Here is a 20,625-nt window from a genome sequence, read left to right on the forward strand (position 1 = left end):
AAAGTTTGTTTCGATGTGATTTTTTTTTAACACATAGGCACATAAGGAACATAGCCTTACCTCTATGTGGCCCTGTGTGATACCTATGATTCTATGTGTTTAAATTTTACTGCTCACAAATTTCCTTTAACTTAGCCAGTGCTTTAGGGTATGTTTCTTCCATATAGTCAACAAATTCCGCTGTAGCATCTAAATCAACGGTAACCAATGTGCTGCCACCCTGCTCCTCAAAGGTGTAATTTTCAAATCCGTTTGCCCATTTTTCAACATCCGGGCCTTCTGTAATTTCTTTGTCTCCTTGCACCAAACCATAATGGCGTAATGAAACAAATTTGTTGGGAATATTTTCCGCTACTTCCGAAATAATGCCGCCCTTTTCACCTTTGGCATCGGTACCAACAAATAGCATTTTACTTCCCTTATTCCAATTTCCTTCAAAGGTAGAAGTAGAATTAAACAATGCCGTCCATTGCTCATAGCTCGATTTATTCGCTAAGCCCAGCATGGTCTTATACACCGTTCCAGCGGGCGAAGCGATACTTACTTTAAATTGTAATTTTTTCATGTGTATAAATTTTTAGGGAAGCTTAAATTAAGAAATGTTTTTTATTTTTTCCAAATCAGCATATCAAATGAACCTGCTTTTTATAAACACATAGGCACATAGATCACATAGCTTTCAGATAGGGTATTGCTAAAATAAAATCAACAAATTAGTGAATCAGCTAATCGGATAATCAGCAAATCAGCGTTCCTAACCACCCCCTACCCCCGCCAGCGGGGGATATAGAAATTTTTATTTTATCATTAGTCAAAGTATTTAAAAATCCATCAGTTAATCAGCTTATCGGCTAATCGGCTAATCAACAAATCAGTTAATCCTTTAAATCATAAGGAATGTAATTCTGCCAGCGCCAGGGCGTGTAAATATCTCCTATCGTAATTTCTAACAGTTCCTTAAAAATACTCTCCGCATTATCGCTATTGCTCATGAGTATAATGCCGGTGCCGGCTTGCGGAAAAATAATGCTGTAATGCTGAAAACCATCTCCATGCCCTTCCTTAAAAGCGCCTATTCCGTAGGGCGATTTCAGTAAGCCCCAGCCAAGTCCATAACTTAATTCGATGCTTTCATTTAGTGTTGAGTCGCGCAGGCGAAGGGGTCCGAATTGAGTCACTGATTTTATTTTTAGTTGAGGGCTAAACATTTCTTTGCTGCTTTTGGCATTGAGCACCGTTTGGTTCAAGACTGCCGTTGTAAAGCGCACATAATCGTCGAATGTTGTTTCTAAGGTACTTGCTGCGCGGGCATCATTGTCCTTATCTTTTTCATACGTTTCGCCTTTGGAAGTATGGCCTAAACAATAATCGTTTTCGAATTGGGCTTGCCAGGTGTAGGAGGAACTGTTCATTTGTAAAGGGGTAAAAATAGTTTCCTGCATCAGTTGCTCCAAGGGTTTGTTTAAGAGATATTCGAGCACTACCTGCAAATACACCATTCCTTCGCCCGAATAACCGTAACGTGAACCGGGAGTAGTTTTAACGCGCAGTTTTTGATCTGCTTCATCCCAGCGCCAATTCGGAAATCCACTGCTGTGATCCAAACACATGCGCGCAGTAATTTTCCGATACGCACTATCGGCTTTCAAATCGGCATAGTTATCGTGCCATTTTTTGCTGGGCGTGTATTCATAAATGGGTTTAGGTAAATAACTTTGCAAAGGTTGGTCTAAATCCAATACCCCTTGTTCTACCAATTTCATTACCATCACCGCAAAAACCGGTTTGCTTAAGGATGCTCCATAAATATTGGTACTTGCCAGCAAGGGCTCTTTTTTAATTGCATTTTTATAGCCAAATGTTTTTTTATAAACCGCTTCGTTGTTATTGAATATAGCTATTGCCAATCCTTGCACCTGCGCTGCCTTCATAAGCAAATTAATTCGTGCATCTAAGTCGCCGGCCGCAACTTCTTTTTTGTTGAGCTGAACTATGTTTTGTCCAAAGCAAACAAAATTCAGTAGCAATAGTATGGCAAAAAGGTTTGTTGTTTTCATGTAAAGTAGGGGAGAGGAATAATTTTATTTTACAATTTGTAAGTCCACTACAAGTATAGGAAATCTCCCTTTAGTAACTGAAGAATGAGGTATTGAAATTAATGTTTAAAAAAGGTAAATTTCAAATTCCGCAAGAACGAAATGTAAAGGGTGAGGATTACATGAAAAAGTTGAGGCCGATTACACTTGATTCACCATCAACTCTTTTTTCCATCGATTAAGAATCAGCACCCAAAGCAAAATGCAAATCCCGAGTATCGTTAATTTTCCGGCCCCGCTTATAGCATTATTAAAAAAATGATTAAACATAAAAATATTCACAATCAAGTGAAAACAAGCGCATGCTAAAATAGAGCTGGTTAATTCCGCCACTTTTCCAATTCCCCAACTTCCTAAAATTAGCGTTCCTAAAAAAAATAAATTATCAATAAGAGTAGTTTCTTTTAAAAATTCCAAGTGCCATGCATACCAAATAAAGCCAATGAGTAAGAATCGGCCCACTGGTTTTAGAAATTTAAATTCTTCTTGTAAATAGCCTCTCCAGCCGTATTCTTCCATGATGCAATACATAAAACTTCCAATGGCGGCAATCAATCCAAATAAATGCGCGTTTATGCTATATTTATTTTGCACACCAATGCCAATTAAAAGTACAGTAGGAATTAGCGCCATCACAAAGCTTTTTATTTTTGAAGTGCCCCAAAAAGAAATGCTCGTTGCTCTTTGTTTGCGCAGCAAAAACAATCCTAGTATTCCGGCCATAAAAATTCCACTTCCTTCCAGCACTCCCTCTGTTATCAAATAACTCCAGCCCGATTGACTTTCTAAAATTTCATTTAAATGAAAAAGGTTAAACCTAAATATATTGGAAATCACCACCGCAATAGCTAAGAAAAGAAATAAGCGGACGAAGCTAATTTTTTGGTCTTGGGTGTTTAGTGTGGCAGTGCTTTCCATTTTATTTATAAAACTTGTTTAACTTGTAAGTACTGCCGCTAGTGCTTTTGCGGTAGTAAAAATGTTATTCGGCAGGCGCATCAAATTTTGTAAGCAAGACGACAAGAAGCAAATAAACAAATTTATTCTCATTAATGACGCGCAGTATTTTGCGGCAGCGGCCAAGCGCGAGCTTCTATTGAAATTGTTTTTTTATTGCCTAACCAGTTAGAAGCAGCCGAATCAGGAATGTCTTAAGAAATTATCAAAAAATGAATACATGCAAATGAGGAAGGCACGCTTTGTAAACGCGGACTACTTGGATATGTCAATCTATTTTAGCTTCCATGTAAAATGCCTCTAACCACTTTTCATTTTGTTGAATGTAATTGGCTGCAACTCTTATTTTGGAAGGAATTTTGGCATTGCCACAGCTGCCTTCCTGCGTGCAGATATAACTCAACAAAACAGAATTTTGCGCTAACAGCGTACAGGTGATTTCACTTAAGACATAACTTTTTATTTCACAGGCACTAACGGTCGCTTTTATTACTTCCGATTTTGTACTCACTTCCTCCGCACTTATCGAAATAAAATCAGTTGTTGTATTTTGTTCAAACCAATCCGCTTGTTTATTCTTCCAGGCTTCCCAACCGGCTTTATCCAACTCTATTATATAGCTCGAAAGGCTGGAGTTTGCCTCCAATTTAACTTGACAATTTCCTGAATAGGGGAGTAGAAATAAAACAGAAAGAAGCATCAAAAAGCACTTAGCATTTTTCATATTAGATTTTTTTTTGGCATTTATTTATACACGAAGTTAAGGATAACAACACTTTCCCAATTTATATATTAAAATACTACCGAGCCAAACAAAGGGATAATGTTTATGCACAGTTTAAAAATAGAATGTTCAATTAATTATAAGGATAAATTCGGAGAAATAATTTATGACATACAGTTTTAATAGCTTGGGCATTCCCAGCGGCAGCTGGTCGGGCTATTCGCTCTAATCTTTTTTTGCTCGGCCCAAAATGCCCGCAAAAAAAGGATTTCCGCTGCTATCCCTAATGCGGCATTTCGTTGGCAAGAAGCAATCTTTTGACATCTAACAATAAGTATCCCCCGCCGGCGGGGGCAGGGGGTGGTAAAGCAAACGCAGTGACTCGCGCATGGATTGCAGTTAATGACGCTATTAATTTATTCGGTGCTATAAGCTTCAAGCCTTAATTCCTGAAAACCCTGCCCCCAAATGCGCTTCCCCAGCTCAATCAATTTTTGCTGATCTTCTACCAGCACTTTTGCAAAAATATTGCAGGCATCCAATCCTTTGCCCTCTCCGTAATATATGCCGAAACAATTGGCCGTCTTGGCTCGCGCAGGTTTCGACGGACCAATCACCACTTCTCCGGGTTCCGTAAAAACAGAGGCATTTTCTTGAGGTACATCGATAGGGGGCACGTCGTCAATCCAAATTTCAGCTCCCGAAACTCGCGCATGCTTGAAAGGGCGGGTAAAAGGCAAGGTTTCTAGAAATGCCTTACAGGTAGCGGGGGCAGCATCGAGGTAAAATTCAAAACGTATGCTTTCGTTTTCTGGGCTGCTAATCTTAAATCCTTGCACGGTTGTATGTATTGGTTAATAGTTGTATTTGCTTGCTTTACCAAAGTTTTTCAGCGCGACACAAAATTTATTTTTTCCAAATGCTTTTCACAAAAGTAGCCTTTGTAAATTCTTCTCCGTTTATGATGCGATTACCCGATATACCGCCCAAATTGCCCTGCATATTGCAGTTGTCATCCAACACTTCAGTACTCTCATCCGCCCCGCAACTGCCGGGTTCAAAGGTATACACCGCCTTGCCCTGAAACAAGTATTCCCGCACTTCCGCATCCTTGCAGGAAGTTTCTTTGTCGAATTTCTTAATTTTTCGCGCTATGCATTTCGGTGTACCGGCAGCAATATCTGCCTTGTTGCAAGCGCTAAAGCAAGAACAAATGAGCAAGAGGGCAATAATTTTTAAGCAGGAAATTTTGCCGGGCATTTGAATGTTTATTTAGGATTAAAAGTTAATCGGGCTTTTATTAAGCTGTTATAAAATTAAGAAATTCTTTTTTTGGTAGGGCGGAGATGAAAGCGATTGTACTTTGGCTGGTGGTAACGAAAATTTGATTGTTGATTGATAATTGAGGTGCTTTAAATATAATATGTGTTTAAATGCCGAGCAAAGCGCTAACTACTATCATCCCCCGAAGTTACACTTCGGGGGTACAGAAGGATTTATTTTATGCTCGTTCAATACAACTGCTTTCAGAAATCGGAATTGTTTTTTTTATGCCTTGCAACTAAGGCGCAGCCGCATCATGAATACAATAAAAAAGCAAACACAAAATGAATAATTAAGGCGCAGCCGCATCATAAATACATTAAAAAACAAACACAAAATGAATAATTAAGGCGCAGCCGAATCATGAATACCTTAAAGTAATAAACAAAAGATGAATAAACGCAAATTTTAAAAGTCATCGTTGAAAACGAGGACTAGTGGGGAAGAGTGATCGAAATTACCAACTAAAACTATAGACAGAGCTCCAAAGATCATCCTGATGATAAGGCCCTAAAGGGCATGCCGAAGTTCCATTGCAATAATTACCAAGTCGAAAGCTAATTTGACTTGCTCCTAAAACCTTATCCGGATTGATTAATATAAAATATAAAGTGCGATTATAAATTGTGCCAGAACCTTGTGAATGGGTATATGGAACTTGAAATCCACTAGAACTGCAATAGTTGAGATTCGGAATATAGAAACTGCTGTTGCCTCCTGTGATAAGCCAATTACTTAAAATGTACTCATTGTTATTAAAAATCAAAAAGGAAGGAATTAGCCCTGTAGCAGTTGAGTAGCTAATTGAAAAGTTACCGTTTGGGTGAATGTCAATAAGGTTCATAGGAGTGCAAGTGATACTATTTATAACAACATCACTAAAGCAATCAACAAGGGTGTCGGTGCAATTATTTATATCTTTTACAACTACACTATAACTGCCTTCGTATTCCATATTATAAATATTGCTTGATGAATATGGCTCATTATAAAACTTGAATTGATAGGGTGGTGCCCCACCAGTTGCTGTGGCTGTAAGAATTTTTCCAGTTCGATTAACAGCAAGATTTAATGTTCCATTACACTGGCTTATTATCACTGCTAGAGAATCCTCACACTCCAACATATCTTTTACTTTTACATAATGCGGCCCCGGCAACAAGTTTAAATAGGTTTTATGCGGATTATAGGGGGAGTTAAATACAAAATTGCCTACTTCTTCAAATGCCCCTCCATCCAAGCTAAATTTAAAAGGAGGTGTTCCGCCAGAAGCCCATACCTCAACACCATTATTACTAACGTTAGTATCAGCTGCTAATTCAAAGCAATTTCCCGTGAATCTTATTACTTGAGAACCTCCTTTATAATTATTAAGATAACCCTCCGTTAGTACTTTTCTAACCACTCCTCTTTCTGGTAAAAAATTCTTTTCACATTTTTCACTTGAATAACCGGAACAATTAAGCATTCCTATATCGTTTCCTATCTTACCATCACAGATTCCGCAATGTCCATAGTTCCAAACAATAATGTCGCCAATAGCCAAATCGGCTAGTTTTCTAGCACCAATATTTACTGCTTTAAGCCCACTGTACTCTATACCGGTAAAAGCATTGTTATAGTTTTGGGCATTTTTTAAATAGCTTGTACCACATTCAAATTGAGAGGTGTCAAAATGCATGTCTGCTTTATCGGCCAATTGAAAAATAAAGCCTGAACAATCAAGACCGTGATATGCTACTTGAGTATTACAAGTTCCAGCTCTAGGTTTTTTTCTTATAAAGTATTGTTTAGAACCAAAGCTATAAGCTACTCCTGTATGATTTGGCAAAGCTTCATTATAAACATGTTGGGATCTGTCTTCGAGGTGATACCCAAATGCGAGCATTCTTGAAATCAACATAGCATTTTTATAATCCAAATCGTTGTTAATACTTGTCTTTCCGCTTGGGTATTGATTTAAAAAGACAGAATCGTGAAGCGTTAAAAAATTACGTACGCTTGAGCCGTCAGAAAAGCGAAGGTCAATGAATTTGGCAATAGTGTCGATGCGCATGGCATCAATGGCCTGTATATCTTCTTCAGTAAGTGCATCAACGCTTACGGTATCATTTATTGAGCTAGATTGCGCTTCAATTTCAAGACTCTTTTTTTACATCCATCGAGTATCAATAGAAGAAAGGATAGTATTATCAGAACAGCCGTGAAACCTATAGCCTTTTTTTTCATTTGCTTTATTTTTGGATTCAATGACTAATGTAGGTCTTTTTATAATACAAGGCTGAAACGCTTCCAGAATATGAGCTTAGGGGTGGTGCATGACATAATATTTTGGCAAATGGCGAATGCGCAAACCGCCGTGACTTTAAAATGTTGGCATAAAAGGGCACTCAATTAGTCAGTAGTCTTGGAACTTTTAACTGAAATACAATAAGGATATCCTTTTTTAAGTAATGCAATGCTCGCCTAAACAAGCTTTAAAATAGAATTTTCTTTATTACGTTATAAGCACAAATTTTAATGCTTTCTTCGAAAACGAGGACTTGTGAGGGGGAGCTTAAATTATTTTTTTAAGATTTCTAAAGCTAGTTGAGCATTAATGTAAAGTTGTGTTTCGTTTGCATATCTGCGACCCTGATTAATATCATTAACTTTTTTCTTAAATGATTTTATGTTGACAAAGCAATTTTCTTTTAATTTTTTAATAGAATTAATGACACTTTCAGTCGAAGGATTAATTTCACTTTTTAGAAATGCATTAAAAATTATTCTTTCTGAATATTCAACTTCGTCAAGTTTTAAAAGCATTGATGATGAAGATGATAAAAGGATTTTTGTTTCTTCGTTTCCGAAAACTAAATAGCCAAACTCATGGGCATTCTCCCCCTTCGGCAAATAACGATCTTCAATAATTAATAAATATCCATTCTCTTTTAGAAGATTCTTTATAGAAGTTAGAATGTTAACCCATTCTTTCGGATTTATTTCATGCAGAACATTACAGAGAACTACACAGTCATAATTATTTATAGGTATTTCATTTAAATTTGAATAAATTACTTTTTTATCTGGAACATTATTTAATATTGCATAGTTTCCTTTATCTGGTTCGAAAGCACTATAAATTACTTTTTTAGAAACCATTTCGTCCTCTTGAATTGTATAACCAATTCTCCCTTTTCCAGCTCCAAAATCAAGTAATTCAATACTTGTCATGTCATTTAAAAAGGTCTTAAAAATTTTATATTGAGGGTCATTAATATTTTTGCCAAAAATTACATCAGGTTCTTTAAAGCACTGCACCATAAAATTACCATATGCCCATTCTGAAATAGATGTAATGAATGAGATTAATTCGTTTAAATGTTCATCAATTCCCATTAAATCGTTAAATGATTTTCCTGGTGTTGTCCTTGATGGTGGTATGATTTCGTCATCTTTTACCATCATAATTTCATCATAGTCTAGATGTGATAATATGTGAATTGAGTGAGTAGCAATCCATAATTGTCCTGTTTTGCCAATAATACTTTTTAACGCATTTATCAAGGTTATTTGAGCTTCTGGATGGAGGTGTTTTTCAGGCTCATCAATAATGATAATACTTTCCCTAATATTAGTTTTAGAATTTATGTCTAAATAAAAAAATAGAATTGCATATGCAAAAAGTGTTTTTTGGCCAGGTGAAAATTGGGTTAGATTGAAGGGTTCATTATTGTAAAATAATGTACTATTAACAGTATTACCTTGCGCATTCTGCTGATATGAAAAATCTTTACCTAAAAATTGCTTTACATAACCTTGAAACTTATCGAACAATTGGAACGATGTCTTGTTTTGAATTTCATCCTTTATTAATTCGGGCTTTTGTCTGTGCTTGATATACAAGTTAAATTCATCAGTTATTATTTCATTTGTTAACCTTGTTAAATAACTTATTGTAGATTGGTTGTTAAACGCTGTAAATTCATTCAACAAAATACTTTGTTGGTTTAGCGGATTGCTTTCTGCTTGTTGTATTAATGATGGATTTGCAACAACACTATCGAAATGGGTATTTTTTAAGATTCTTTCAAAAGTAATTGCATTTCCATTGTTAATATTAGCCTTTATGTTTTTCAAGTCATCATTGTCAACAATTTTTATATAGGCTTGTCCTAATTGTTGTAGTCTTTGAAGAAAACCAGACATATTTTGATTGATAATATGTTTTGTTTGTTGGATTTGAGGTCCATTTAGGTTATTATTTTCTAATGCTTTCTGATATTGTCTTGCAGTTGCAATATTTTGTTCGAACTGGGAAATAATAGTTGTTGGAATATTTATTAAATGGTCATCAAAGTAGTTTTCATAATTTATTTTCTTAATATAGTTCTCAACAAATTTTAAGATTCGTGATTTTCCAGCTCCATTTTTACCAACCAATGCCACAACAGAGCCTAAAGGTTTTTTACAAAGATTAATTTCTTTTAGATTTACGGTTTGGGTTTCCGTTAACGGTATCTTAATTTTTGAAATTCTCATTTTCTAATTGTTCAAGTTATTTGTTTTATAGTTATTATTTTGATTGATTATGAGACTTTCTATATTAAGAATCTACAAATCGCAATGTTCCTTCTAACTTTTTGAAGTAATTCGACTGATTTTAATTTGCGCAATCGCTGCGGTTTTGTTAAAATTAGTTCAAATTGGATAGAAAAATTACATACCGAAATTTACTTTGCAATATTTTTATGTATTAACTAGGAACGGATTCATCAGTAATTTAGCATTTTATACCCCCAAAAAAAATACTACGTAATGTCTCTTATATAACTAGTAAGCGGTAAACTACTCTTTGGGATTCAAAGGTCTGAGTAATTTCACACCGAACTTAGGGGCGATTAAAATTGTCTTATTATTACTTCGGTATAACAACAATATTATTTCCGTCAATAAACATATTTAGTCTTACTTCCCAATGTGAACCAAGGTCCGCTGATATGACTCCCGCAACACTCATTGATGCTCCAGCACCAATAGTCATTGATGCCCCTCCAGGATTGCCAAGTGTAATCCCATTATTGCCTCCACTAATTTGTACATGAATTTGGTCTCCGATTTTCATATTTCTGTTTTTTGGTTTATAAATATTTTCTTATTTCATCAAGTTCAAATGCGTATCCTATACCAACATTTGTATTTCTACTAATTTCAGAACAAAGAATTTCTAATTGAGTTTGAATTATTTTAAAGGTTTGTAATGTGTCTACATTTCCCAGTTGAATTCTGGCATGTTTTGCGGTCTCCTCGAATAATTTAATATTTTGTTTAAAGCTATCATTTAACTCCTCAAACTTTTTGGTAAAGCCTGTCTTTTTTAATGTAATTATCCCAATAACCTTTCCTGATTCTGAATCTAATAATGGACCACCTGAATTTCCATTATTCACACTAGCATCTATTTGCAGATTTTTCACACTTGTTCCAGGAGAGATAAATTTTGACGAAATAAATGCAGAATGAATTGATAGGTTAATTGAAGATAAGGGATACCCAAGAAAAAAGCAATTCTGACCAACGTTAATTGGAAATGTGCTTTCTGCAATTACTAAAGAAGGAATAAAATTATAATCACTATCAACTGCACTTAGAATTGCAAAGTCCCAGCTATTTGGTGGCATAGCATCAAGCAAGAGGTTTTCAAACTCTTTTTTTTCGTAAATTTTAGTAAGTATCGGTGTGATGCAATCCTTGTCAATAAACACTATGCGTGTCTCATCAGATTCAGATGCATTAAATACATGGCTATTAGTTATTATCTTACCATCTATTTTAAAGCCAGTTCCTCCTCCAATAATTTTCCCGTCTTTTAAATGAATTATTTTACAAACAGATTGATAATTAAATTTCCATTGCTCTTTTAAGTTCATGTATTTTGCCTCTAAAATTTGTTTTTGATTTATTATTAGTGAAAATTAAAAGCATTTTAAACTTTTCTGTTGTAAAAAGTCAACAATTTTGTTTGTTATAAGAAGAGTATCAATTTCTCCACCAACTGTAGGGAATTTAGGCTCAAACCTCATTTGGTCGATAGTTGCTCTAATTAAATGTCTTGAAAAATCAACTGCATCTTGTAAACTCATAACTTCAAACGGAGGTAAAAGTTGTTTATTATTCAAAAGTCTATTTACAATGTCAGTGTCTCCACCTCGAACTATTCCATATTGTATTGTCTGCGTGCCTGATACAATGTTATGTCTTGTTGAAGTGTTTGCAAAAACATCAACTCCATAAACGTGTGGTGTATTATTGTCGCTACCTGCAACAATTAGACCTGTTCGTAGTTTAGGATTTAGCTGTCTGAAATAAGTTAATAGTAATGTAACAATGTCAGCAGTTAATTTAGGTGGTTTTTTAGAGTTGATAGCTTCAAATTGTTCTATGTAATGGGCGATTGGTAAATTGTTAATATGCGCATCGCCGAAGGTTGCTACTCCGAATCGATCAAATAATTTAAAGACCTTTTCAGTCGAATCTGAAAGTTTTATGTTTGTTTGGATTGTCATATTTTGTCCAGCTGCTTGGGGATTGGGAACTTGTTGTTGCATCGTACCTGTTGTCCTGCTGTCTCCAGAAATGATAATTCCTGTTGGTACATAAACTCCGATTATTAATGACATATTTATTTCTGTTTAAGTTTGATTAATTTTATTTTAATGCTAGTTTTTATCGACCAATTGGCTATAGCGGGTTTAGTCCCAAAGTTTAGTATTTCAAATTTCGCATATCTCTCAAATATACTTTATCTAATCTAAAACTAGCTGGTAAAATTTATCTTTATTATCGTTTGTTGATAAAATTTTCTTTTGTCATTTTTTCTGTTTCAGTACATCAAATTCCTAGTTTTTTCAAGTGAGCCTTTTTCATTCCCATCTTACTCCCAGCCCATTCCACAGTGCTTTCATCCACTTCATCCGTAAAAGCAAATCCCCCTTTAATAATCCAAGCAAAGCCAAAGGGTAGGAGGGCAGCTACTTCGAGCCAATAGGTGTATTTTGTGGGGAGTGGGAAGCTTGGAGCTTTATTTTCAATGATGGCGCAAATGCCCATTAATACAATGCTTGAAAAAGTGAGCCATCCACAAATTATAAAAATGTTGTTGCGGCGTTTTTTCCAACGGTTTTCCGGTAATTTTAATTCGGCTTTTGTTTTATCAGATTTTGTAAAAACACAAATGCTCATGTACACGAAAATGCAAAGCATAATTGCAGCACTGGCATAATGTACCCCAACTCGTAAATCGGAGTCTACCAAAGCAAACATTCTGCAACTGTCGTTGCTTTTTGAAGAAGTTGGAAAAACAGAAACAATTAAAGCGCAAATCCCTGCAATAAAGGTGAGCACACCATCGTAATTTTTTTTATTGGTCACGTCTTTCTCCTTGTAATTAGGATAAAAGATCAACACCAAACCCAATCCCCAAAAAATCCCCACAAACCAAGAGTTAGCCACCGTAAAATAATAATGGCTAATGGAGTCTTGCAAGCAGGCGCAATCACCCACATAGCGCGCATCCACATACACAATCAAAGGCAACAAAATCCCCAACCAGCCAATAGTTTGGCGGAGGTAGCGGTAGGAGAGGTTGGCGGTTTGGGGCATGGGTAGTTTTTTTTATCGTTAATTGTAAATTAATACGAAATTCAAGTGATTAATTCTAATTATTTAATTATAATAATGTAAATTTCTATTACTTGGGATAACAGGCTAATGCGGTTTTTTTATCAGATTCTGACAAGGTCCAATTCGCCAAATAACCTTTACAATTTTTAGTTAAAAATTGAGGAAAGTCGTAGTGCATTATTGAAAGTGTGTCATATTCACTTGCCCTATTTTCATCAAATGCATATCTCATAAATATATTTGCATCCACTAGCTCCCGATTCCATCCCGCAGTGCATTCATAATATTTATAAACACAAGCAGAATCCCACAAAATTGTCAGGTCAGCTCTTTGATGCTCGTGTATAAAACCCATTGCATGTCCAAATTCGTGTAAAACAAATAAATTGATTAACCAGTAATCAGAATTTTTGGTGACCATTTTGGGATCTAAATTCATTGATGGGTGGTCTTTATCAAATTGTGAGTTTTTTCCAATTTGAGAATTACAACCCATGCTATCATAAAATGAAACTCTTATATCTGCATTTTTATCATCTGTTAAAATAAAGTCGACACCACAACAATTTTCCCAAGCTTGCAGCACTGTCATTATCGTGTCCACAAATTCTCTATCGTCTGTTAGAAAAAAGCAGGTTAATTTTTTTTTATCCCAAACCAAATCTTTAGCAGGAGCCAGTTTAGTGCTCTTCAACTTTGAATGTCCCATTGCATTCATGGGATTGGAATTACAATTGGAGAGCATTCCAATAGCATGAGTTGTTTGGTTGTTTTTTTGGGGGGATTCTTTGCAACTTACAAATGCAATCAAGCATAATAGGAGTGTTGTTATTTTAATAGTTTTCATAACTCGTGCTCATTTTAGTTAGTTGCTTCAGTGGAATAGGGAATGAATTTTCATAAAGTTTTAAATGTTACCAATCGGAGTAATGTTTTGTATTATTTTTCAAGTTATTCTTTTAATTAATAAAAATCGAATGAAATAATTAATATTTGAAACAAACTTATGATATTAAAAAAAGCGCATTTTATTTATTAATTTGGAGGTGATTTAAACCTTTGTAAATTGGAGTTTTAATTCATTTATTTATTTAAATTTATGTTAACTCCAAAATAAACTGTGCTTATTAATTTATAACTTAAGTCTTTATCAAGAACATCTTGGCTTGCAACATTGTCCCCAACTTTTAATTTATCCAATTCCTTTACAAAGGCAGGCACTACTCCACCAGAAATAGTGACCCTATCAGTTATACTGAATCCAAGCCCAATGGGCATTAAAATACTTTTGTTTATTGTCCCAAGTCCAATTTGGAAAACGGGATATACATAATCGTTATGAGCATTAAAGACAAAATTTAAAAAAATAGCAGGAGCAAATCGAAGCTTTTTCTGGCTAGAATTAATAAGTGATGCACCAGTGGAATCTAGATTTAAACTATATTCTGGAAAGGAGAAATTTGTAAAAAAACCACCAGTACTTATATATGGATATGCGGAATTCCATCGTTCAATCATAAAAATATTTTTCTGTTTTGTATCACTAATTTCTTTTCCATCTTTTTCAAGTTTCACAGCTGAAATGGTAATTTCTTTAATTTTCTCAGCTTTATGGTCTATTTGGCTAGTTTGAAGAGTTTTGTAGCCATCAGATGTAAATTGATTATAAAAGCTATTAAGTTTGTCAATATATTCTCCAAGTTTTTTAACGGCTTCGTCATTTAGTTGTTTTCTTCCAGCAATTGTAATACTTATCCATTGCCTTGCTGCAATCGAATATTCTTTGAAATTATCAGTTGGTTTTGCAAGAGTTGTAATGACTTTATCAACTTTTATTATTGGCTTAATTTTTTCAGTAAAGCCATCTGTAATTAATACAAAAAATTCATCTAAGTTGTTTTCTGCATCAGATTTTTGTTTCTCTATTTTTTTCCTGATATCATTCGAGCGATCTAATTGTTTTTTGAAACTCTCCATTGATACTTGTGAGTACATGTCAGTTTGAATTTGATTAATCCAATCACTTAGACTCTTTTTTATTGTGTCTTTGTTTTCAATAAATTCAATTTCATTATATAAATAGTCATCAACAACTTTGATTTTATTCAAACTACTTAATAAATTGTTAACCAATTTTGTTTCCTCATCTGTTGAATTTAGTATTGGGAGTTTATTGAATTCATATAACCATTGTGATAAAATAATAGAAGATGGAATTTTTTTAATTTCCTTTTTATTTTCCTTTGTGCCTTCCTTTGAGCTCGTTATGCTCTCAATAGTTTTAAATTCATATGAGCCGCTGTAATATTCAAATATGGATTTATTTACATTTAAGTCTGTCTGATTTTGAGTTTTAAAAGTTTTATTTAGTCCGTATAGATCTCCTGGGATTTTGTCAATAAAATTATTTATGTCCCTAATTGAGGGATCCTCCATTAATACTTCATCAAATGTAAATTTTACTCGAAGAGGATTGTAGAATTTAACTGTAAGTATGTATTTTCCATTATCTGTGCCTTTGATATTGAACAAATCATAATTTCTTATTTCAAGATGTCTTTGTTTATTACGGTCATCTTTATTATAATAAAATAGTTTATTTGTTTCATCAAATTCTATCGCTAATGCTCGTTGCATTACAATTCCATTTTGCCTGTCAAAAACTGAGAGGTTGTTTGCCTGTCCAAAGGATTCAATTGAGATAATAAGTAAAATTGCGAGAATCTTAATTTTAGTTTTCATACTAATTATTTTTACACCTACTCTTAAGGATTTTCGGCACCTCCTAATTAATAATATCACTCCCCCAACAAAAACTGCACGCCCAAGGTTCCCCAGGTATTTTTATGGAGTTTGCGCTGGTAGGATTTATGGTCCGTTTCGCCGTCGCTGTAGGTGAGGTAATCTTTGTCGTTGTAGTAATGGCTTTTGTTGGGGCTTACTTCATCGCCTATAAAGGATACCCGCCCAAACAATGCTGTGCGGCCTTTCGCGAGCGAGAAGGAAATGCTTCCCAACCAATAAAAATGTTCCACTTCCGATTTGCTTAATACATACACTTCTTTGGTGGTGGGGTCGTCATCTGTCATGGGGCTGATGTACCCAAAGCCTTGCAGCAGCGAGGAGTAATGCATGTAGCGGTACATCAACTTAACATCCAATAAATAGCGTATTCCATTGGCTTTGTTGTAGTCACCGCCTTTGTCTTTTAAGGTTCCGCGTTTCTTAATATAGGTTCCGTTTTGATTTTTGAAAGGTACAGTGGTGTAGCCAAGCCCTAAGGCAGCCGAAGTCATTTCGCAACCGGCACGGCCTTCTACAATCGAATAAAAATTTACAAGTTTACCCCAGTTAAAAGAAGTATGCAGCAAATGCCGAAACACATTGTCGGGCGAAATCAGCGCCATTTCGTGCAGGAAGTCGTATTGTATACCATAGCGTCCATTCGGAGCAATTTGCGATTCCCAGCCATAAGGTACCAGCGAATTGGTAATTAAATCGCGGTGCAACACGCTTTGCACTACATCGGTAGTTTTACCGCCTATTTTTCCAAACTTAGTTTCTTCATGCACGCGTATATCGCCCCGCCTGCGAATAAAATATTTTCCCAAACCAATGTATTGAAACGAAGCATAAGGCCGGTCGAGGCTATCCACACTGGTTAAGGTAGTAAATACACCTCGGTTACGCAGCTGCGGAGTGTAGGCTTCGGCACCGTAGAAAAGACTTTGATAGGTATTAAAATTATTGTCTTCATAAAGTAAGCTCTTTCCTTTTTTTACCCGACGATTGTTCCACACTTCGGTTACCATGTTGATGGCACTGTTGAGTAAATTAAATTTAAGGTAATCGGTAAACAGCTCTATGCGTGCGCCCCCGGTGTAATCGCGATCGGAATTATTTGTGGCAAAAATAAAATCATTGTCATGGTAAATCATTCCACCTTTAATGAGGTGCGGCTTGTAATTATCATTACGGTATTGAAAAAAATTGCGTTCTGTTTTTTGGTGCAGGAGCAGGTTCAGAATAGTAATGTTTTCTCTGAGTTTTTCGATGCAATAGTAATTGGCTTTACCTTGTTCGCCTTTGGAATGCTCGTTTTCCATGTCTTCGAAAGTGCTTTGCACTTTGTCGCAAAATAATTTTAGACTGCTGTAGTGGAGAATGCTTTGAAGATAGTAGCGCAAGCAAACAGGTTCGATTTCGCAGTTAAAAATTTCTGAAACTTTAATTAGTTGTGCTAACGAATCCTCGCGTTGTTTTTTTGCATCGCCATAATTTTCCAATGCTTTTAGTGTGTTGTCGCGCTTAATAGAATCTTTGGTAAATGAGTTGTAAGTATCGATTTTGTGAATGTGCGCATCGAGATTAATAATGCGATAAATCTTATTTGCATTTTGCATGCAGTTAGTTTGACCAAAAGTATTGATGCTTAAAAAGAAGAGAAGGAGTAGAATTATTTTCATCTTAACTTTTTGAAAATTCAACTATGATTTTGATTGTTCCAACGGCTCAAACATAATCCTTGAAATAAAATTTGTCAATCCGCTATTGTACCTAAGTACTTTAACTTAAGTATAATCTCCGATTGCTGCCCTGTAATGCTTAACGATAAAGGGAGTTGGAAGATTTAATTTTATTAAAAGATGCAAAGTGAAAATGCACTTCAGAAGATTTGAAAATGAAAATAGCGCAGAATTGCTCCTGCGCTTTCTAACTTAACTATTCATGAACTCTTTTTAAATTTTATATTCAGGCAACTTATGTTTAGGCAATAGTTTGAGCAGCCATGAGTGCTAATTGTAGCGTGGAATGCGTATTGTACTTACGATGAATGTTACTGATGTGTGTATCAACCGTGCGAATTGAAATGCGCAGGTGATCTGCAATTCGCTTGCGGGGTTGCGCTTTAACAATTAATTGAAGTATTTCTTGTTCTCTAATCGTAAGTAGATTTTCTGTTTTCATAGGTGTGAGTAGATTGGTTTATATAATTTTTGTTGTTTTATTCAAATCCAAGACGCAATTCCTTGTCTTCTAAATCTTCCCACAAAATCACCTTTCCCAACGCTCCTACACCAATGGTGGCATGCTGTCCTTTATAACTAAACTGGGTAAGTGAAAACAGTCCAAAATTTGTTTTACTCACACAGGTATCGCATACTTGTTTAATGTTTTCGTTAATAAAATAAGTGTTCAACAACATTCCCGCACCCATCCAATTGCTCATACTTTGTAAGCTCTTTAACTCATTTGGATTCACATTTTCTTTTTTATACAAAGCTGCTGCAACTGCTTCCCGGTGACTATCAATTCCGGGATTGCTTAGTATAAGCGCAGTTGCCAGCAAGCTTATAAAAAATACATACCTGTTTCTTTTTATCATACCATACTAGACTTGGTGGCCATTGGGGTGTTGCTTAAAAAAAGCAAAAGAAAAACAGTTTGTTACTACATTTTTTAAAAGCGTATAAAAATTATTTAAAATCTTGTTTCAAGTTTTTGGTTTCAAGTTCCAAGTTCCAAGTTCCAAGTTTCAGGTTTCAGGTTTTTGGTTTCAAGTTTTAAGCTAAAAGTTCTCACTCAAAAAATCCCCAAACCCCATTCCTAAATCCCAAACCCTAATTCCCAAATCCCATATCTTTGTACTTTGTACTTTGTACTTTGTACTAACTACTCACTACTCCCTATAACACAAATCCCTTATAATACTCCGCAAAGGCTTTACTAAAATTTTGCAATGCATTTGGCAAAGCCTCATTTTTTGTGCTCAGTCCTTTTGTATCTATAGGTTTATCAGTTTTTTTAGGGCTGCGTTTTTTGTTCGTATTCATTTTTATGTGTTTTTTTGAATTCGACATTTATTCTATTTTTTTTGGGTAGGAATAAAAATATTTTTCAAATGTAGGCAGTCAAATACCGCATTGTCAATCCGTAGAAATACGGAAAATGCTGCTGTGCACCACCGTATTTCTACGGTAGCCGATACCGTAGAAATACGGAAAAATCATTTTATGATATGCTTCAAAAGTGTTGAGAATAAAGAGTTGCGAGAGTTATTCTATTTTTGAAAAAATCCAGAGCACTGAAAAAAAGTAAAAGCAAATTATTTTAGCTATACATTTGAAAGTTGATTAAATACAAACTTATAAACTACTAAAAACTAGAAATTATGGCAGCACCCGCACCAAAGGATCACACAATTACATTAGCTGAAGCAGCAGAAATGACGCAACGTTACCGCGACAATTTTATTAAGGGCGGTTTTTTCTGGAAAGATCAAATATTGACCATGCTTACAGAAGAGTCTATTGGAATGAGGTACTATTATGGTATTGATAAGGATGGGAAGAAAACCATAATTTTAGTTGCGGTGGATGAATTCGGTAATGATATTTGTGATGGTGAAATTATGGATTTTTCAACACCTTGCCCTTCTGCATGCGGAGTTCCCAATCCTTTGAACAATGATTAAGTGGAGATAACAATTAGTTCGGTTTCATTTTTATCTGTTTTAATTCCAATCACCTTTTTGTTGATATGGATAAGAAAGATTAATAGTACCTTCCTATTGTTTGGTTTAATTCTGATTATTAGTTTTTTGGTGGACTTAACTGTGACCATTTTTGTGGCCAATACTTGGAAGTATTCTCTTATTTTGAATATTTATACAATAATTGAAACACTTCTTTTTCTGATTTTGTATTTTAGAATTGAACCTTTCTCTAGTCGAAAATTGGTAATACCCATTTTATTGATTCTTTTAGTGGTATTTGGCTGGATAACCTTTAAATACTCTAGCGGTTTTTATACCTTCAATTCTAAATTTCGTTCCATAGAGTGTCTTATGGTAATCATATTTTCAGGGCTACTCATGATCCATGAAAGTAATTACAGTTTAATTCCACTTTTTAAAAATTCACTATTTTGTCTAAATTCTGTTCTGTTGATTTACTTTTCAATATCTTTATCGATATTTAGCATTGCTGATTTGATATTAATTGATCATCCCACGGAAGTGGCTAAACTGTGGGTAATACCAATGTGGTTAAACATATTTTGTAACCTTTCATTTACTTATTGTTTTTGGTGCAACTCACAAGCGACAAACTGATTTTTTCGATTCTGATTATTTGCGCAAGTTTTTTTGTGCTCATTGTTTTTTTTATGATTGTGATTGTAAATAATTATAAAAAAAATAAAAGTCGCCAAGAGGAAACCTTAAAAGTTATTTATCAAACTCAGGAAAAGGAACGCCACCGTATTGCTCAAGACCTGCACGATAACTTGGGTGCCATGCTTTCAACAATTAAGTATTATGTTACGGCCATGAGCAGCCAAAGCGATACGCAAAAAAGTGAAGCATTAAACAACAGTGCGCTAAGTCATTTGGATAAAGCTTTACTCGACTTGCGTGAAACGGTGCACGACCTTATTCCCAAAAACATTACAGAAAATGGCTGGCTCGGAGAATTAAATGAATTGCTTCAAAATCTAAAAGATAATGGCAGTATTGATACCAACCTGGAGGTAGAAGGTGAGTTGCCCAGATACCCTGCCGAAATTGAATTGAGTATTTTTAGAATTGTACAGGAGCTAATTAATAATTCGTTAAAGCATGCCCAAGCCGATAAGCTCAACTTCTTAATTCATCACCAAACCGGAACACTGAGTATATATTACGATGACGATGGACTCGGGTTTGACATAAAAGAAGCAGTTAAAGGTTACGGATTAAAAAATTTAAACGCCCGAACAACTTTATACGGTGGATTTTTTGATGTAAAAAGTGAAGTGGGCAAAGGTTCTTTTTTTAAAATTATATTTGATGAGAAGTTAATGCTAAAAAGTAAGTAACAT

At 35.0% G+C, this 20,625-nt stretch carries 20 protein-coding genes; 2 read left to right on the forward strand and 18 right to left on the reverse strand.

Features of this window, described 5'->3' with window-relative positions; translation table 11 throughout:
• Positions 1 to 106 precede the first annotated feature (106 nt).
• The 18 genes from IPP32_08255 to IPP32_08340 all read right to left on the reverse strand — a co-directional run bounded on the left by IPP32_08255 (position 107) and on the right by IPP32_08340 (position 18,599).
• Positions 107 to 565, reverse strand: a complete 459-nt coding sequence (locus tag IPP32_08255) for an SRPBCC domain-containing protein (protein MBL0048069.1) — start codon at positions 563 to 565, stop codon at positions 107 to 109.
• A 310-nt stretch (positions 566 to 875) separates the two neighbouring features.
• A complete protein-coding gene (locus IPP32_08260) occupies positions 876 to 2,057 on the reverse strand; it encodes a beta-lactamase family protein (protein ID MBL0048070.1) in 1,182 nt (393 codons plus the stop codon).
• A gap of 180 nt (positions 2,058 to 2,237) precedes the next feature.
• On the reverse strand, positions 2,238 to 3,014 hold the full coding sequence (locus tag IPP32_08265; protein MBL0048071.1) for a CPBP family intramembrane metalloprotease: 777 nt from the start codon (positions 3,012 to 3,014) through the stop codon (positions 2,238 to 2,240).
• A gap of 307 nt (positions 3,015 to 3,321) precedes the next feature.
• Positions 3,322 to 3,777, reverse strand: coding sequence for a nuclear transport factor 2 family protein (locus tag IPP32_08270; protein MBL0048072.1), 456 nt, complete (start codon positions 3,775 to 3,777; stop codon positions 3,322 to 3,324).
• A gap of 416 nt (positions 3,778 to 4,193) precedes the next feature.
• On the reverse strand, positions 4,194 to 4,616 hold the full coding sequence (locus IPP32_08275) for a DUF3830 family protein (GenBank protein ID MBL0048073.1): 423 nt from the start codon (positions 4,614 to 4,616) through the stop codon (positions 4,194 to 4,196).
• A gap of 67 nt (positions 4,617 to 4,683) precedes the next feature.
• Positions 4,684 to 5,037 (reverse strand): hypothetical protein, encoded by a 354-nt coding sequence (locus IPP32_08280; protein ID MBL0048074.1) that lies wholly within the window; start codon positions 5,035 to 5,037, stop codon positions 4,684 to 4,686.
• A gap of 520 nt (positions 5,038 to 5,557) precedes the next feature.
• A complete protein-coding gene (locus tag IPP32_08285) occupies positions 5,558 to 7,156 on the reverse strand; it encodes a hypothetical protein (protein ID MBL0048075.1) in 1,599 nt (532 codons plus the stop codon).
• A gap of 506 nt (positions 7,157 to 7,662) precedes the next feature.
• Positions 7,663 to 9,624: an AAA family ATPase gene (locus IPP32_08290; protein MBL0048076.1), complete on the reverse strand. Its 1,962-nt coding sequence runs from the start codon at positions 9,622 to 9,624 to the stop codon at positions 7,663 to 7,665.
• Between the two features lie 376 nt (positions 9,625 to 10,000).
• Positions 10,001 to 10,207, reverse strand: a complete 207-nt coding sequence (locus IPP32_08295) for a hypothetical protein (GenBank protein MBL0048077.1) — start codon at positions 10,205 to 10,207, stop codon at positions 10,001 to 10,003.
• Between the two features lie 16 nt (positions 10,208 to 10,223).
• Positions 10,224 to 11,012, reverse strand: a complete 789-nt coding sequence (locus IPP32_08300) for a trypsin-like peptidase domain-containing protein (GenBank protein MBL0048078.1) — start codon at positions 11,010 to 11,012, stop codon at positions 10,224 to 10,226.
• A gap of 45 nt (positions 11,013 to 11,057) precedes the next feature.
• Positions 11,058 to 11,762: a hypothetical protein gene (locus IPP32_08305; protein MBL0048079.1), complete on the reverse strand. Its 705-nt coding sequence runs from the start codon at positions 11,760 to 11,762 to the stop codon at positions 11,058 to 11,060.
• A 211-nt stretch (positions 11,763 to 11,973) separates the two neighbouring features.
• A complete protein-coding gene (locus tag IPP32_08310; protein MBL0048080.1) occupies positions 11,974 to 12,744 on the reverse strand; it encodes a hypothetical protein in 771 nt (256 codons plus the stop codon).
• Between the two features lie 88 nt (positions 12,745 to 12,832).
• Entirely contained in the window at positions 12,833 to 13,483 is a 651-nt protein-coding gene (locus tag IPP32_08315; GenBank protein MBL0048081.1) for a hypothetical protein, read from the reverse strand.
• 365 nt (positions 13,484 to 13,848) lie between these two features.
• Positions 13,849 to 15,507, reverse strand: a complete 1,659-nt coding sequence (locus IPP32_08320) for a hypothetical protein (protein MBL0048082.1) — start codon at positions 15,505 to 15,507, stop codon at positions 13,849 to 13,851.
• A 56-nt stretch (positions 15,508 to 15,563) separates the two neighbouring features.
• Positions 15,564 to 17,231 carry a DUF2219 family protein gene (locus tag IPP32_08325; GenBank protein MBL0048083.1) on the reverse strand — a complete coding sequence of 556 codons (1,668 nt, stop codon included), beginning with the start codon at positions 17,229 to 17,231 and terminating at the stop codon, positions 15,564 to 15,566.
• 301 nt (positions 17,232 to 17,532) lie between these two features.
• Complete coding sequence (locus IPP32_08330) at positions 17,533 to 17,733, reverse strand: hypothetical protein (protein MBL0048084.1); 201 nt, start codon at positions 17,731 to 17,733, stop codon at positions 17,533 to 17,535.
• A gap of 37 nt (positions 17,734 to 17,770) precedes the next feature.
• Entirely contained in the window at positions 17,771 to 18,151 is a 381-nt protein-coding gene (locus IPP32_08335; protein MBL0048085.1) for a hypothetical protein, read from the reverse strand.
• Between the two features lie 301 nt (positions 18,152 to 18,452).
• Positions 18,453 to 18,599, reverse strand: a complete 147-nt coding sequence (locus IPP32_08340; GenBank protein MBL0048086.1) for a hypothetical protein — start codon at positions 18,597 to 18,599, stop codon at positions 18,453 to 18,455.
• 338 nt (positions 18,600 to 18,937) lie between these two features.
• On the opposite strand from IPP32_08340, the gene IPP32_08345 reads away from it, so the two are divergent.
• Complete coding sequence (locus tag IPP32_08345) at positions 18,938 to 19,240, forward strand: hypothetical protein (GenBank protein MBL0048087.1); 303 nt, start codon at positions 18,938 to 18,940, stop codon at positions 19,238 to 19,240.
• 692 nt (positions 19,241 to 19,932) lie between these two features.
• A complete protein-coding gene (locus tag IPP32_08350; GenBank protein MBL0048088.1) occupies positions 19,933 to 20,622 on the forward strand; it encodes a hypothetical protein in 690 nt (229 codons plus the stop codon).
• The last annotated feature ends 3 nt before the right edge of the window (positions 20,623 to 20,625 follow it).

The organism is Bacteroidota bacterium, from assembly GCA_016721765.1.
In the GTDB taxonomy this organism is placed as follows: Bacteria; Bacteroidota; Bacteroidia; order UBA4408; family UBA4408; genus UBA4408.